The organism is Pseudomonas sp. PD9R (assembly GCF_019200975.1).
Taxonomy (GTDB): Bacteria; Pseudomonadota; Gammaproteobacteria; order Pseudomonadales; family Pseudomonadaceae; genus Aquipseudomonas.
Genome location: NZ_JAHTMR010000002.1, coordinates 655,188 through 669,148 on the forward strand (window position 1 = coordinate 655,188; position 13,961 = coordinate 669,148).

The 13,961-nt window shown below is 52.3% G+C and carries 16 protein-coding genes; 14 read left to right on the forward strand and 2 right to left on the reverse strand.

What is annotated here, in order from left to right:
- Nucleotides 1-101: 101 nt before the first annotated feature.
- From KUF73_RS07520 to KUF73_RS07570, 11 genes are all read left to right on the forward strand, one after another.
- Nucleotides 102-1,208: a nucleoid-associated protein gene (locus KUF73_RS07520; protein ID WP_218437399.1), complete on the forward strand. Its 1,107-nt coding sequence runs from the start codon at nt 102-104 to the stop codon at nt 1,206-1,208.
- Nucleotides 1,195-2,652: a hypothetical protein gene (locus tag KUF73_RS07525; RefSeq protein WP_218437400.1), complete on the forward strand. Its 1,458-nt coding sequence runs from the start codon at nt 1,195-1,197 to the stop codon at nt 2,650-2,652. Before KUF73_RS07520 ends, KUF73_RS07525 begins: the two co-directional genes overlap by 14 nt.
- 652 nt (nt 2,653-3,304) lie before the next feature.
- Complete coding sequence (locus KUF73_RS07530; RefSeq protein WP_046056646.1) at nt 3,305-3,718, forward strand: arsenate reductase ArsC; 414 nt, start codon at nt 3,305-3,307, stop codon at nt 3,716-3,718.
- Between the two features lie 9 nt (nt 3,719-3,727).
- Nucleotides 3,728-4,099, forward strand: a complete 372-nt coding sequence (locus KUF73_RS07535) for a metalloregulator ArsR/SmtB family transcription factor (protein ID WP_218437401.1) — start codon at nt 3,728-3,730, stop codon at nt 4,097-4,099.
- 27 nt (nt 4,100-4,126) lie between these two features.
- On the forward strand, nt 4,127-4,597 hold the full coding sequence (locus KUF73_RS07540; protein WP_218437402.1) for an arsenate reductase ArsC: 471 nt from the start codon (nt 4,127-4,129) through the stop codon (nt 4,595-4,597).
- Between the two features lie 17 nt (nt 4,598-4,614).
- Complete coding sequence (gene arsB / locus KUF73_RS07545) at nt 4,615-5,688, forward strand: ACR3 family arsenite efflux transporter (protein ID WP_218437403.1); 1,074 nt, start codon at nt 4,615-4,617, stop codon at nt 5,686-5,688.
- A complete protein-coding gene (arsH, locus tag KUF73_RS07550; protein WP_218437404.1) occupies nt 5,681-6,397 on the forward strand; it encodes an arsenical resistance protein ArsH in 717 nt (238 codons plus the stop codon). Before arsB ends, arsH begins: the two co-directional genes overlap by 8 nt.
- A 12-nt stretch (nt 6,398-6,409) precedes the next feature.
- Nucleotides 6,410-6,922, forward strand: coding sequence for a cyclin-dependent kinase inhibitor 3 family protein (locus KUF73_RS07555; RefSeq protein ID WP_218437405.1), 513 nt, complete (start codon nt 6,410-6,412; stop codon nt 6,920-6,922).
- Nucleotides 6,923-6,946: 24 nt separating this feature from the next.
- The gene (locus tag KUF73_RS07560; protein WP_218437406.1) at nt 6,947-7,951 is read left to right on the forward strand and encodes an ArsJ-associated glyceraldehyde-3-phosphate dehydrogenase; all 1,005 of its coding nucleotides are present in this window, start codon (nt 6,947-6,949) and stop codon (nt 7,949-7,951) included.
- Between the two features lie 9 nt (nt 7,952-7,960).
- Nucleotides 7,961-9,187, forward strand: coding sequence for an organoarsenical effux MFS transporter ArsJ (gene arsJ, locus KUF73_RS07565; RefSeq protein ID WP_218437407.1), 1,227 nt, complete (start codon nt 7,961-7,963; stop codon nt 9,185-9,187).
- A 282-nt stretch (nt 9,188-9,469) separates the two neighbouring features.
- Complete coding sequence (locus KUF73_RS07570; protein WP_218437408.1) at nt 9,470-9,763, forward strand: metal-sensing transcriptional repressor; 294 nt, start codon at nt 9,470-9,472, stop codon at nt 9,761-9,763.
- 130 nt (nt 9,764-9,893) lie between these two features.
- Here the strand turns inward: KUF73_RS07570 and KUF73_RS07575 are convergent, their stop codons facing one another.
- Nucleotides 9,894-11,201: an MFS transporter gene (locus tag KUF73_RS07575; RefSeq protein ID WP_218437409.1), complete on the reverse strand. Its 1,308-nt coding sequence runs from the start codon at nt 11,199-11,201 to the stop codon at nt 9,894-9,896.
- A 359-nt stretch (nt 11,202-11,560) separates the two neighbouring features.
- On the opposite strand from KUF73_RS07575, the gene KUF73_RS07580 reads away from it, so the two are divergent.
- The 3 genes from KUF73_RS07580 to KUF73_RS07590 are packed head-to-tail and all read left to right on the forward strand — an operon-like array spanning nt 11,561 to nt 13,040.
- Nucleotides 11,561-11,836, forward strand: a complete 276-nt coding sequence (locus KUF73_RS07580; RefSeq protein ID WP_028621219.1) for a metal/formaldehyde-sensitive transcriptional repressor — start codon at nt 11,561-11,563, stop codon at nt 11,834-11,836.
- 12 nt (nt 11,837-11,848) lie between these two features.
- A complete protein-coding gene (dmeF, locus tag KUF73_RS07585; protein ID WP_218437410.1) occupies nt 11,849-12,814 on the forward strand; it encodes a CDF family Co(II)/Ni(II) efflux transporter DmeF in 966 nt (321 codons plus the stop codon).
- A gap of 43 nt (nt 12,815-12,857) precedes the next feature.
- Entirely contained in the window at nt 12,858-13,040 is a 183-nt protein-coding gene (locus tag KUF73_RS07590) for a DUF1289 domain-containing protein (RefSeq protein WP_017341650.1), read from the forward strand.
- Nucleotides 13,041-13,366: 326 nt separating this feature from the next.
- Here the strand turns inward: KUF73_RS07590 and KUF73_RS07595 are convergent, their stop codons facing one another.
- The gene (locus KUF73_RS07595; protein WP_218437411.1) at nt 13,367-13,834 is read right to left on the reverse strand and encodes a DUF411 domain-containing protein; all 468 of its coding nucleotides are present in this window, start codon (nt 13,832-13,834) and stop codon (nt 13,367-13,369) included.
- Between the last annotated feature and the right edge of the window lie 127 nt (nt 13,835-13,961).

Sequence of the window (13,961 nt, forward strand, 5' to 3'; positions counted from 1 at the left end):
GGACGCTTCCCGCAACGCTCTGCCTCCAGCCTGCGCTGCTGACACTAAACAATTGCTGGAGTACGATGAGCATAACGCCATCATGCTAGGAAGGGACTGAATTGAATAACGAAGCAGGGAAGGCTGATCTGGCGACAGAGCTAGCAACAGCTGAATTTGTTGCATCGCCGAAAAGAACAATGGTTACGCACAACTCGGCTCTGCAAAAAGTTCAACTTAATGACCGCTCTCTCGGTAAGCCATATTATGAGACCAGCGAGACGGATCTAAGATATTATCTCACCCGTCTTTTAGAAGATATAATTGACAATACGAGAAGCCAGACTTTTAAGCTTGATGACAATGGTTTTATAAAAAAACTTCTTGAGGAGCTAATAGGCAGTGACTTTAATAGTGCTGCTGTAAAATTTACAGAGCGCCTATTGAATTGTGAGATTGAAAAACAAGATCAGCTTGGTGGTTTTACCAAATTGCGAGACGGAAGTCTCCTCTGTTGCCATTTCACTGTTAACGGGGAAGAGCACATAGTCCTCGTAAAGGTAGACCATGCGGATTTCCTCAATGAGGCTACCCTGATGCGTAGTGCGGGTCTTCCGGAAAAACAAAGGGCTCAAAAATGCGCAACATTTAAAGTAATTGGTGACCAACTAGATCCCATCGTTGTAATTAGTGATAGCAGCCCGCTTCTTACGGAATACTGGTGGAATGCGTTCCTATGTTTGACTCCGCTTTCCTCTCCAGAAACAAATACTCTAAAATCATTTCTAGCCTTAGAGTCGCTTCTTAAAAATCGTATACAGCCCAAGTCAAAAACTGACTATTGGACGCTTCGAAACTCCTTGGTTGGCTATTATACGACAAGGGAGCAATGTAGCTTTCCGGATATGATTGATGAGTTGTTTAGTGGCTACAAGCCCGACAGTTTAGACGTAAGTATGGAGAAACTGATTGCTGAAGCAAAGGAACTCCCCAAAAAAGGAAAAGGTTTTGATACCCTTTTCTCCATAGCGCCAAAGATCATCAAGGCGCGCATAAAGCGGCAAATCAATCTTGCTGAAAATGTTGATCTTCGAATTACTGGAGAGATTAACGACTTTACTGGCATGTTCAACACTGGCGAAGATGCTGGACGAAAATATCTGAAAATCTACTCAGATCAAGGTTACGAAGCCTTTCATCGCAAGGCTAGCGAAAATGAAATTGAATGATATTTTTTACGCATTAAATTCCAGTGCTATACATCTTAAGAGTGTAGAGAACGAACGTGCTCTGAGAATTGACTTTCGAGTTTCTGCAACGCACGTCGATCTAGAGAAACTTCGAGTCGCGCTCAACCAAATCAGCCCGAGAGATGCATTTAGCCTTTCCTACAAGCCCGACAATAGTGATTTCTCCACAGCTGTGAATAGCTCACAAACGGAAGAGCTAATTGAGTTCGCCGAAACATTAGACAGCATTGGACTGCCTGGAAAAATTGAATTAACAGTCTCGAAAAAAATTGAGTCATTCACAATTTCAGTCTATAGCTTGGATCTAATGGTAAGTGGCTGGAAAGATGGAGGATTAGTGCAGACTTTTGAGAAAATCTTGGCATTGTCAAGCCGAGCTTATTATCTCGAATGTTTCGAACTGCACAAACCCTACGCTACCGGGCTTTTTGTGTTCGGCCCAAAGCGCTTATCGAGTATTCCCCCTAAAAGCCCGGAAAATCCTAATAGAGACAAGATTATCGGCTTGCGCTCTAAGGCATGTAATATTTACTTGGAGGTCATTCAGAGGTTAATCCCCGATGATTTTAAGTTTTCTGAGGAGCTTCCGCACGATGGGGTATGTTTAGTTTTTAGGAAGCTACAGACTATCATCTGTGCCTCTTACCTTGCAGACACTACTCGCGGGGAGGCTGATCAAAGCATTTCGATTCTGCTGAAAGGTTATAAAACCGCAAACTTTCAAGCGCCTAGCTTAGATAAAATTGCCACCGAAAACAGCAAGGTTTTTTTTGATATTTATAGCTGGGCATACACTGATGGTAATGTTGTTGATAAGCTTGGGATATGCAGGAACGTAATTTCTATCCATGTAAATGGCGGTGAGTTGCTGGACCTGAAGCCAGGATGCCTCGAAGCTATATACTCCAATTATGTAATTTATCTCAAGGAAAACCTCAAGCAATACGTCGACCTGAAGAACAAGCTAAGCGAGCAAATTCAGAAGTCTTCAGAAAAAGCTTCAGATGTGTCAAAAAATATAAACTCATATCTCAGAGGCTCTATTTTTTCTGTGTGCTCGTTCATTTTTTCAGTCTTTTTGATCAGGTCTTTAGGCAAGACTACTACAGATCCAATATTAAATGATGGTGCATACAGTATTTTTCTTTTGCTAATGTTTGTTTCTGTGTTGGTGTTATCATACGCGGTAACCGAAACCAACTCTGAGCTTAGGCGATATAAGAGAAACTACAAAAGCTTCCAAAATAGATATACTGATCTAATCAGTTCTGAAGACCTTAATCTTATATTTTCAAACAATAAAGATTATAACGGAGATATTGCCTACATCAAATCGTCTCGTAGGCGGGCTGTCTGTCTATGGCTGATTTCATTAATTGTGATTTTTGGCTTCGTAACCTTCATCTATCTGAAGCGATTGTAGTATCGGAAATGCCTCATCGACTGGCCATTTTGGGTCGTTCTCTGCCGGCCTGACTACGAAGCGTGCGGGTCAAGTTCGATGAAATGACTGGTCAGGTCGGATGCAAACAGGAGGGCAATTCTGTGCAATTACCCGATAGCCTTGAGCGCTTTCTTGTCGCCTGACTTGACAGTTACCCCGTCTGGGCCTGCACCAATTCCGTAGAATGATTGGGCGGCTCCCCGTGCGCTATGAAGTCTTTTTGCTGCTCTATCCTTCACGAAAGCCCCCCAATTCGAACGGCGTCCACTTGGGTAGCAAACCCAGGTTTGTCGTACTGGTTCGCGAAGCTGAGGCTCGCAAATAGGCAAGTCCATAAAGCAGCTGTGATCGTCAGTTTTTTCATTCGTCTGTCTCCTGGTTATGCGAACAGGAGTGAGACTATTTCTGTTTGAATGACTCACTCATTACAAAATTCGAATATACAATTTTCCAAATATTTCTGAAGCGTTTCGCCAAGTGAATAGCCTGCTGCTCACCTTAAGACCAGGGCTTTTAGCCGATTATCCTCGATAGGAATCGGGGTCTTCCGGAATTATTCCGTCGCTGAACCTTTACCTTACATGCGGAAAAACATATATTCGTTAAACCGCATATGAGCTGAGGCTTCACAATGACCAGCAAAGCCCGTGTCCTATTCGTCTGTACCGCAAACGCTGCACGATCTCAGTTGGCCCAAGCGTTGCTGAGGCATACCGACTCAGAGCATTTCGAGGCGTTCAGCGCCGGCACAACTCCGACTCAGGTAGATCCACGCACCTTTGAGGCGCTTTCACACATAGGTGTGAGCACCGAAGGATTACGTAGCAAGTCGATAGACGAGTTCCGTGGTGAGCGTTTCGATTACGTCATCACCTTGTGTGATAAAGCCGCAGCGGAATGCCTGTCTTTACCTGGAGCCGGTGAGGCATTGGCCTGGAGTTTTGAGGACCCGGTCACCAGCACCAAACCCGATGCCTTCCGTCACACCCTTCATGAAATTCATGAGCGCATCAAGATGTTCGTCTTGGTCAAAAACAAACACTGAGAAAACGATATGGCTGACCATCTGACACCGACCACTGTTTTCAAATGCCTGGCTGACGACACTCGGGTGCGCACGATGCTGCTCATCACCCGCGAAGGAGAGCTATGTGTTTGCGAGCTGACCTGCGCGTTGAACGAGAGTCAGCCAAAAATCTCCAGGCACCTGGCGCAACTGCGTACTTGCGGCCTGTTGTCTGACCGTCGCCAAGGCCAATGGGTTTATTACCGCCTGCACCCGAATCTCCCTGATTGGGTTCATCAAGTGCTGACCACTGTGCTGGAAAGCAACAAGCACTGGTTAAGTCCAGATGCCAAACGCCTTGATGAAATGGGTGACCGTCCTGAACGTGCAGCCGTGTGCTGTGAAAGCAAAATCGCCTGATTCCGCCTTCGACTACGAGACCCCTCAATGAAAATCCTGTTTCTCTGCACTGCCAATAGCTGCCGCAGCATCCTTTGTGAAGCGGTCTTCAATCACTTGGCACCGGAAGGCATGAAAGCCTACAGCGCGGGCAGTCAGCCCAAAGGTGAAGTGCATCCGCTGAGTCTCAAGACGTTGGAAAACGCTGGTATGTCGACGCTCGGGCTGTTCAGTAAGTCCAGCGATGTCCATGTGAACTTGGCACCTGATTTCGTCATCACGGTGTGCGACAAGGCTGCCGGTGAAGCCTGCCCGGTATTTTTTGGGCCGGCCGTTAAGGCCCACTGGGGGCTGGCTGACCCTTCGGAATACCACGGGACTCAGGAAGAGATCGAGGCGGCTTTTGAAGCCACGTTGGAGCAGATCAGAACCCGTATTGAAGCCTTCCTGGCATTACCGCTTTCGCAACTGAGTGCCGAACAGCTCAAGGCAGAGCTGGCCCTGATTGGCACGCTGTAACCACAGGAGCAATGACCATGAGTAAAAGCCGCCTTTCCTTCCTGGACCGATACCTGACGCTGTGGATTTTTCTCGCCATGGCCTTGGGCATCGGTTTGGGGAGCCTGTTCGAAGGCTGGCCGCAGTGGCTCAACAGTCTTTCCGTGGGCACAACCAACATACCCATCGCTATCGGCTTGATCGTGATGATGTATCCGCCTCTGGCCAAGGTTCGTTATGAGGAGCTGCCGGAAGTGTTCAAAGACAAGCGCATCCTCGTTTTGTCCTTGGTCCAGAACTGGGTCATCGGCCCGGTTTTGATGTTCGCACTGGCGATCATCTTCTTGCGGGACCAGCCGGAATACATGACCGGTCTGATCCTGATCGGCTTGGCTCGTTGCATCGCGATGGTGCTGGTCTGGAATCAGATCGCGGGTGGCAACAAACAGTACGTCGCCGGATTGGTGGCGTTCAACAGCATCTTCCAGATCCTGTTTTTCAGTGTGTATGCCTGGGTCTTCCTCGGTCTGCTGCCGCCGCTGTTTGGGTTGGAAGGCAGTGTGATTGAGACCAGCTTTGTCAGCATTGCCGAGTCCGTCCTGATCTACCTGGGTGTGCCGTTCCTGGCGGGCTTCCTGACCCGTAAGATTCTCATTGCCCGTAAAGGTGAGGCTTGGTTTCAGGACCGCTTCATTCCAAAGATCAGCCCGATGACGCTGGTGGCACTGCTGTTGACCATCGTGGCCATGTTCAGCCTCAAGGGCGATGTGGTGCTGCAATTGCCATTCGACGTATTGCGCATCGCGATCCCTCTGACGATCTACTTCGTGGTGATGTTTTTCATCAGCTTCTGGATGGGCAAGCTGCTCAAGGCTGACTACCCGCGCACCACCGCATTGGCTTTCACAGCCGCAAGCAACAACTTCGAACTGGCGATTGCCGTGGCCATTGCCACCTTTGGCCTGGCTTCCCCGGTCGCCTTTGCCACGGTGATTGGTCCGCTGGTGGAAGTACCGGTTCTGATTTCCCTGGTCGGTGTGGCCCTTTGGCTGAAACGCCGCTGGTTCGATGAATCCAAGAGCGCCATTGCGCAGGACAAAGACTATGTTTGATGACCACATCCCCCAACTCGATACCGAACTGGTCGATCTCCCATCGACTGACAAGCTGGGCATCGAGATGACCTCTATCCATAAGCCACGCATTTTGCTGCTGTACGGATCGACCCGTGAGAGGTCCTTCAGTCGCCTGCTGGTCGAGGAGGCCGCTCGATTGCTGGAGCACTTCGGCGCCGAGGCGCGGGTTTTCAATCCGTCGGGCTTGCCGCTGCCAGACGACGCTCCCGACGATCACCCCCGTGTGAAGGAACTGCGCGAGCTGATGCTGTGGTCCGAGGGGCAGGTCTGGTGCTCTCCAGAACGTCACGGTTCCATGAGCGCAGTATTCAAGGCGCAGATCGACTGGGTGCCACTCGCGATGGGCGCGGTACGCCCGACCCAGGGCAAAACCCTCGCGGTCATGCAGGTATGCGGTGGCTCGCAGTCGTTCAACGTGGTCAATCAGCTGAGAGTGCTGGGACGTTGGATGCGCATGTTCACCATCCCCAACCAATCCTCTGTGCCGAAGGCCTATATGGAATTCGACGACAACGGTCGGATGAAGCCTTCTCCGTTCTACGACCGTGTCGTTGATGTGATGGAAGAGTTGGTGAAATTCACGCTGCTGCTTCGCGACCGTCAGGACTATCTGGTGGATCGTTACTCCGAGCGCAAGGAATCGGCGGAAGAACTCATGAAACGTGTCAATCAGCGCTCCATCTGAGGATTTTTCACTGTGCAACAACACCCGTATTCCGTACTGCCTCTGGCACAGTTCAAAGGCCAATTGATCTTCACCCCGTGCCCTGGCACGAAGGGCACCCGACCTTTCGAGGCGTTGCAAACCCTCAAGGATGCAGGGGCATCGGCGTTGCTGACGCTGATGCCAACAGAAGAGTTGCTTCAGAACGAGATCGACCTGCTGCCCGAAGAGTGCCAAATGCTCGGCATCGAGTGGTTTCACCTGCCGGTAGAAGACGATCAAGCGCCTGGCGAAGCATTCAAAGCAGCATGGGAACAGCATCATCCGCGACTGAAGCAGCTGCTGACCGAAGGGAAAACGATTGCTATCCATTGCAAGGGCGGCTCGGGTCGTACGGGCTTGGTCGCCGCTCAGCTATTGATCGAGAGCGGTGTGCCATTTAGTGACGCCATCCGCGATGTTCAGTCGTTGCGTCCACGCGCCATTCAGCATCCTGCCCACATTGAATACATCGGCCAGTTTGACACCCAGTCGAATTCCCACTGACAAACAGATACAGAGCACAACAACATGACTATCAAAGTTGGCATCAATGGTTTTGGTCGGATCGGTCGCCTCGCGCTGCGAGCCGCTTGGAGCTGGCCGGAGTTTGAATTCGTGCAGATCAACGATCCGGCAGGCGATGCAGTAACCCATGCGCACCTGATCAACTTCGACTCTGTGCATGGTCGTTGGCACAACGAAGCCAGCGCAGAAGGCGATCAGGTGGTGATTGGCGGCAAGCGCATCAAGGTGACTGCGAACAAAGCGATTGCCGACACCGACTGGTCGGGTTGCGATCTGGTGATTGAAGCCAGCGGCAAGATGAAGACCGTCGCTGTGCTTCAGGCTTACCTCGACCAAGGCGTGAAGCGCGTGGTGGTCTGCGCTCCGGTGAAGGAAAAAGGCGCGCTGAACGTCGTCATGGGCGTCAATCATCAGCTGTTCAATGCGGCGGAACATCGCATCGTCACCGCTGCTTCGTGCACCACCAACTGTCTAGCACCAGTGGTGAAAGTCATCCACGAAAAGCTTGGCATTCGCCACGGCTCGATCACCACCATCCATGACCTGACCAACACCCAAAGCATTCTCGATCAGCCACACAAGGATTTGCGGCGTGCACGTGCTTCCGGCATGAGTCTGATTCCAACCAGTACCGGCTCGGCCACCGCCATTGCCGAAATCTTCCCAGAGTTGCGTGGGCGCCTGAATGGTCACGCCGTACGCGTACCGCTGGCCAACGCTTCGCTGACTGACTGTGTCTTTGAGGTCGAGCGTGCCACGACTGTCGAGGAGGTGAATCAACTCCTCAAGGATGCTTCCGAGAACGAGCTAAAAGACATCCTCGGTTTCGAGACGCGTCCACTGGTGTCCATCGACTACCGCACCGACCCGCGTTCGTCGATTATCGATGCGCTGTCGACCATGGTTATCAACGGCACTCAGGTCAAACTCTACGCCTGGTATGACAACGAATGGGGCTATGCCAACCGCACCGTCGAGCTGGCCAAAATGGTCGGTCTGGCAGTCTAAGGAGCGGTCATGAAAACGTTGTCAGCCCTCGCTCCGGAAGTGCGGCAGTACCTGCTCGTGACGGGCAACTACTGGGCCTTCACCCTCACCGATGGCGCTTTGCGCATGTTGGTGGTGCTGCACTTTCACGCGTTGGGCTACAGCCCACTTCAAATAGCGGCGTTGTTCCTGTTCTACGAACTCTTTGGCGTGATCACCAATCTTGTGGGTGGCTACCTCGGGGCTCGGCTGGGTCTGAACCGAACCATGAACATCGGGCTGGGTATCCAGGTCGCGGCGCTGTTGATGCTGACCGTTCCGGTGTCTTGGCTAACCATCCCATGGGTGATGGGCGCGCAGGCGTTGTCGGGGATCGCCAAAGACCTGAATAAGATGAGTGCCAAAAGCTCCATCAAGCTTCTGGTTCCTGATGGGCAGCAGGGCAAGCTCTACAAGTGGGTGGCGATCCTCACCGGCTCGAAGAACGCACTCAAGGGTGTCGGCTTCTTTCTTGGTGGAGCCTTGCTGGCACTCATCGGCTTCAAAGGCGCCTTGCTGGCCATGGCGGGTGTCTTGGCGCTGATCTGGATCAGCAGCCTGATCCTGTTGAAGAAGGACCTGGGCAAGGCCAAAGCCAAGCCAAAATTTCGCGACATCCTGTCCAAGAGCCGGGCGATCAATATCCTCTCAGCGGCCCGAATGTTCCTGTTCGGCGCCCGTGATGTCTGGTTTGTGGTGGCCTTGCCGGTGTACCTGAGCAGCGTGTTCGGCTGGGACTTCTGGAAGGTTGGCGGCTTCCTTGCGGCCTGGGTGATTGGCTACGGCATCGTGCAATCCTTTGCACCTAACATCACCGGCAAAAAAAGCGGACACGTGCCGGATGGTCGTGCGGCGTTTCTGTGGGCACTTGCACTGGCAGGCTTGCCTGCGGCAATCGCTCTCGGGCTGAACACTGGTTTGTCGCAGCAGACGGTGCTGCTCGGCGGATTAATGGTCTTTGGTGCTCTGTTCGCGGTGAATTCGTCGCTGCACAGCTACCTGATCGTCTCCTACGCCAAGGAAGATGGAGTGTCGCTGGACGTGGGTTTTTATTACATGTCGAACGCCATGGGACGACTGATCGGCACGGTGCTCTCCGGCTGGGTTTATCAGGTGTATGGGTTGGGCGCGTGCTTGTGGATATCGAGCGCATTCGTTCTGCTCGCAGCGCTGATTTCTATCGCGCTACCGAGGCATGCTGGCTCCAGTCCGATATAGATGATGAGCGGGGCAGGGATGCTGGATGTCAAAGCGGCCGAAGCAAAAAGACTGTGTCGACGGCTCACCGCTAACAAAGACTTCGTAAGCAATGAGCCTCCCCATAACTCTATGGATGGGGCTCGTAAATGGAGCCAAAACAAGACACAAACCAATATGCAGAGCATCGCTAGATTGAGTCCTTGCGGATTTGATTCTTTTTTTACGACCAACATTTGTTTGGTGGTATCCCCCTCGGGGGATAACATACCGACGTAATTCATTGAGTGTGAGTATCAGTACATGAGTGAACTCGAACACAACCATTCCCACACTCATCAGACCCATGAGGCAATTATCAAGCGCCTTAAGCGGGCCGACGGTCATTTGCGCAGCATCATCACCATGATCGAAGATGGTCGTGAGTGCGTCGACATTGCTCAGCAACTATATGCCGTGGAAAAAGCGGTGTGTCAGGCCAAGCGAACGCTCATACAGGATCACATTGATAACTGTCTGGAGGACACCGTTTCGGCGTTGAACAATGGCGAGCGCGCACCACTGGAGGCGTTCAAGAAAATCACTAAATACCTCTAAGTTTGTCATGACCTACAAGGTTTGGCCGGTGCGGTACTGGACTACTGGTTCTATCCGTGCCATCTCGCCGCTCTACAAGCTCTACGGTATCTGATCTCAGGGTTGGTAAAAGCTTAAGAACTAAAGCCCCTCAACTTGGCCATCTGCGATGCTGATCATCGATCACATACGGGTGTTCGTGATCGATGCCATCCTGGCCGTCTAGGTGTATGTGATCGTCCGGCAGGTTCTCATGGGTGTGTTTGATCGACTCTTGGTCATGAGCAGGACGCCAGATCACAAGGCTGACCACCAGTGCACTACCTGCCACGACAGCGAGCCCAACAAACGACGCCATGAGGCTGATGTTGGCACCCATCCATCCCGCCAGTGGATAAGTAATCAACCAGCAAGCATGGGATAGCGCAAATTGGGCGGCAAACAACGCAGGGCGATCTTCGGCATGTGCCGAGCGACGCAACAGGCGACCACTCGGAGTCTGAGCCAGGGAGTAGCCCACGCCAAGCACCATCCACAGTGGCAGCAGGAAGTTGTAGGTGGTCAGGTTGATGCCAACCGCCAAGCCTGCAACCAATATTCCCCCACCAAATAGCATGGCCGTTCGATCTTCGATGTTTTTCAACAGGCGAGGCAAGACCAGGGCGGCGACCATCGAGCCACCACCAAACGCAGCGAGCGCCAATGCTGTAGAACTCTGTGGCAGAGCGAAGCGCGACTGCACCAGCACCACCGTATTGACGATGACCATGGCACTGGCAGCAGCTACTGTCAGATTAAGAGCCAGCAGCCCCCGTAGGCGAGGGGTGGCCAGGAATATGCGCATGCCACGGGTAGTTCGTGCGTAGATGCTGCGTCGTGGCGTCGGCTTCGCCTTTGGCAGCACCACGCTGGCGACCAGGGCCGCTGAGGCGAGAAAGCCGATGACAGTGCCGGCGAATAGGTTATGGAAGCTGATCACGGTCAGCAACGCGGCGGCGAGCATAGGGCTGGCGACACTTTCAAGATCATAGGCCAGACGCGATAGCGACAAGGCGCGGGTGTAGTCGTCCTCGTCCAGCAGGATGTCCGGAATGGTTGCCTGAAATGTGGGGGTGAACGCCGCCGAGGCTGACTGGAGAACAAAAATCAGCACGTAGATCTGCCAAACTTCCGTCACAAACGGCAGAGCGAGCGCGACCAGTGCTCGCACCAAATCCAGCGATACCAGCATTGTCCGACGGGGTAGACGCTCTGCAAAAGCAGCTGCAATGGGGGCTATGCCGATGTAAGCCGTCATTTTGATCGCTAACGCTGTGCCGAGAACAGCACCCGCTTGAGCGCCTGCGAGATCAAACGCCAGCAGTCCCAGCGCGACAGTGGCAAGGCCAGTCCCTACGAGTGCAATCACCTGGGCCAGGAAGAGGTGACGGTAGGTTCGGTTGGCTAAGATTTTTAGCATGAAATATCTCAAGTGGCGAAGTGCGTAAGCAGGTGGCTACCGACTTTTCACGAACAGACGCAATCAGCTGGTTTCGTCTCTATAGAGCGCGATCATCCCCCCTGGGGGGATATGGCTCGATCCTAAACCATAGACCATGGCAGCTCAAGAAATAGGCGATACGTTATCTATTGAATTACTGGAGTGCGGGCCTGCCCATACGGGTTGTACTGGTTCTGCAAGGCGAGGCGACGTGCTCAATGTTTCGATTGCAGCGTTCAAATGCTGCAACGCTGCCGGTCGGATGTATTTCCTCCCTGGGTTGTATGGCTAGTTGGAACGTGTGATTATACTTTCAATATAGGTATGGGGGGTATGGTATGGGTCATGTGAGATCGAGCAAAGACAATCTTCTTAAACGCGTAAAGCGAATCGCTGGGCAAATCCAGGCGATTGAGCGAGCACTCGACTCTGATGATGACTGCTCGAAAACATTGCTTTTGGTCGCTTCGACCCGTGGCGCTATCAATGGGCTGATGGATGAAATCATCGAAGATCACGCTCGTGAACACGTCGCGAATCCGACACTCAGCAACGAAGAAAGAGCGAAAGGCGTCGATGAGCTTCTCGAAGCCATTCGCCGCTATTCCAAATAGGATTTTCCCCAGATGAGTAATTCGTACACCGACTATTCCCACGACCATATGTTCCTTGGGAAATCACATGAAGAAAACGCCAAGCGAACCTTGTGGGTGGTGGCGCTGACCGTCGTAATGATGGTTGCTGAAATCACCGCAGGTTATCTCACTGGCTCAATGGCGTTGCTTGCCGATGGTTTTCACATGGCAACGCACGCTGGAGCACTTGGCATAGCCGCAGCTGCTTACGGTTACGCAAAAAGACACGCCTCAAGTGCTCGCTACAGTTTTGGAACTGGCAAGGTGGGAGACTTGGGTGGCTTCGCCTCTGCTCTGATTTTGGGACTGGTCTCCTTGGGGATTGCCGGAGAGTCGCTATTTCGTCTCTTTCAACCGACTCAAGTGCAATTCGGGACAGCGACTCTTATCGCAGTTGTCGGATTAGCAGTGAATGTGGTAAGCGCGCTTTTGCTGTCTGGCGGACATGATCATCACCATGGGCATGACCATGGCCACGATCAATCTCACCATGCGCATGGTCACGACAATAATTTGCGCTCTGCTTACGTTCACGTTGTTGCAGATGCCCTGACCTCGGTTCTGGCCATCGCTGCTTTACTTGCTGGCCGATACCTCGGCTGGGTATGGCTCGACCCTGCAATGGGGATTGTGGGTGCAGTTGTCATTGCACGCTGGGCTTGGTCGTTGATGCGGGTAACTGCGGGTGTATTGCTCGACCAGACAGATGATCATGTCGCTGAAGAGATTCGTGAACTAGTTGAACGACCGGGGGATGCTTCGATCATTGATCTTCATGTCTGGCAGGTGGGGCCGCAAGCCCGCGCCGCAATTGTGAGTGTTCTGGGCAGCCCAGCAGTGAATGCCGAAAACATACGAGAACGACTCTCTGCGGTTCATGAGGTCACTCATCTCACTGTTGAGTACCGTACAAAGTTGGGCGCTGAATCACCGGATCAGGTCGCCGTTCTGGTTTAACAATGAACCCGTAGCACGCATAAGTTCGACGAGGAATTGAAGGATGGCCAAGGACATCGAAAATCCCTGTATTTCTGTTTGCCAGCTGAACAGCGAACTATGCGTCAGCTGCGGTCGAACCAAGGAAGACATCAGAAAATGGAAGCGAATGAAGCGTCCAGAAAAAATGGCAGCTGTACAACGCGCGACCCTGCGTCTGAAAAGCCTGCAAAAAAAGAACTCTTAAAGCACTGTCATTTACGTTTTCTACCTTTTCAGCCGAAACAGATTTCCTGGTTTGGGAGGGCAAGCTGAGGGGCAACACCATTTCCAAACCGATCACTATCGCGGTCAGCAATCTGCTGCGCAGTGCTTGTCAGCATACGGAGCATGGCGTCATCTCAAATTGTTATTGAGGACAGCGGTGCGGGGTTATCCGATGTGGTTTAAGCGCGCCTGTACAACCGTTGCTGATCGTCCTTGGCGAATTGTTTGAGAATGAAGTCGACAGAGCAAGTCCCGCTGCATGGCCATGAACGGTGACCATGCTGTGACGGGATGGATGGGGAGGGATTAGTTTACGGGGTATTCAGCAATGACCTGATCTGTGCCGTCTTTGGTCAGACCGATTATCTGGTAGGCCTCATGCACTCCGTCGACTTCCATTCCTGGAGAACCTGCTGGCATGCCGGGAGCAGCGATCCCGAGAAGGTCGTCACGCTTACTCATCGCAATGATTTGTTCAGCGGGTACGTGGCCCTCAACAAACTTCCCGTTGATCATCGCGGTGTGACAAGACGATAGTCGTGGAGCGACACCAAGGTCCTGTTTGACAGCACTCATGTTGGTTTCTACATGATCAATGACGGTGAAGCCATTGGCCTCAAGATGCTGAATCCATTTCTTGCAGCATCCGCAGTTCGCATCTCGATGAACATCAATGGTCAGGGCCTGTGCCGCTTGAGCGGTTGAACCGATGAACAGCGCGGCGAAAGTTGCGATACGCATAAATCGATTTGAGAGTCGGAAGCTACCTTTCATGAATATTTCCTTTTACCTTGGCCGCGTTGGGAAATCCCGCGAAAAAGCAGACCTCGCCCCCGAGCTTTCAGTACGGCTGCTGAGGTTTGGTTGATGGTCTTACCCTTGAGTCGGGGAAGGGGTTCCC

Coding starts and splice junctions, on each gene's coding strand:
- KUF73_RS07525 (WP_218437400.1), top strand. CDS start 1,195: ATGAAATTGAATGATATTTTTTACGCATTAAATTCCAGTGCTATACAT.
- KUF73_RS07530 (WP_046056646.1), top strand. CDS start 3,305: ATGACCAGCAAAGCCCGTGTCCTATTCGTCTGTACCGCAAACGCTGCA.
- KUF73_RS07535 (WP_218437401.1), top strand. CDS start 3,728: ATGGCTGACCATCTGACACCGACCACTGTTTTCAAATGCCTGGCTGAC.
- KUF73_RS07540 (WP_218437402.1), top strand. CDS start 4,127: ATGAAAATCCTGTTTCTCTGCACTGCCAATAGCTGCCGCAGCATCCTT.
- arsB (WP_218437403.1), top strand. CDS start 4,615: ATGAGTAAAAGCCGCCTTTCCTTCCTGGACCGATACCTGACGCTGTGG.
- arsH (WP_218437404.1), top strand. CDS start 5,681: ATGTTTGATGACCACATCCCCCAACTCGATACCGAACTGGTCGATCTC.
- KUF73_RS07560 (WP_218437406.1), top strand. CDS start 6,947: ATGACTATCAAAGTTGGCATCAATGGTTTTGGTCGGATCGGTCGCCTC.
- arsJ (WP_218437407.1), top strand. CDS start 7,961: ATGAAAACGTTGTCAGCCCTCGCTCCGGAAGTGCGGCAGTACCTGCTC.
- KUF73_RS07570 (WP_218437408.1), top strand. CDS start 9,470: ATGAGTGAACTCGAACACAACCATTCCCACACTCATCAGACCCATGAG.
- KUF73_RS07575 (WP_218437409.1), bottom strand. CDS start 11,201: ATGCTAAAAATCTTAGCCAACCGAACCTACCGTCACCTCTTCCTGGCC.
- KUF73_RS07580 (WP_028621219.1), top strand. CDS start 11,561: ATGGGTCATGTGAGATCGAGCAAAGACAATCTTCTTAAACGCGTAAAG.
- dmeF (WP_218437410.1), top strand. CDS start 11,849: ATGAGTAATTCGTACACCGACTATTCCCACGACCATATGTTCCTTGGG.
- KUF73_RS07590 (WP_017341650.1), top strand. CDS start 12,858: ATGGCCAAGGACATCGAAAATCCCTGTATTTCTGTTTGCCAGCTGAAC.
- KUF73_RS07595 (WP_218437411.1), bottom strand. CDS start 13,834: ATGAAAGGTAGCTTCCGACTCTCAAATCGATTTATGCGTATCGCAACT.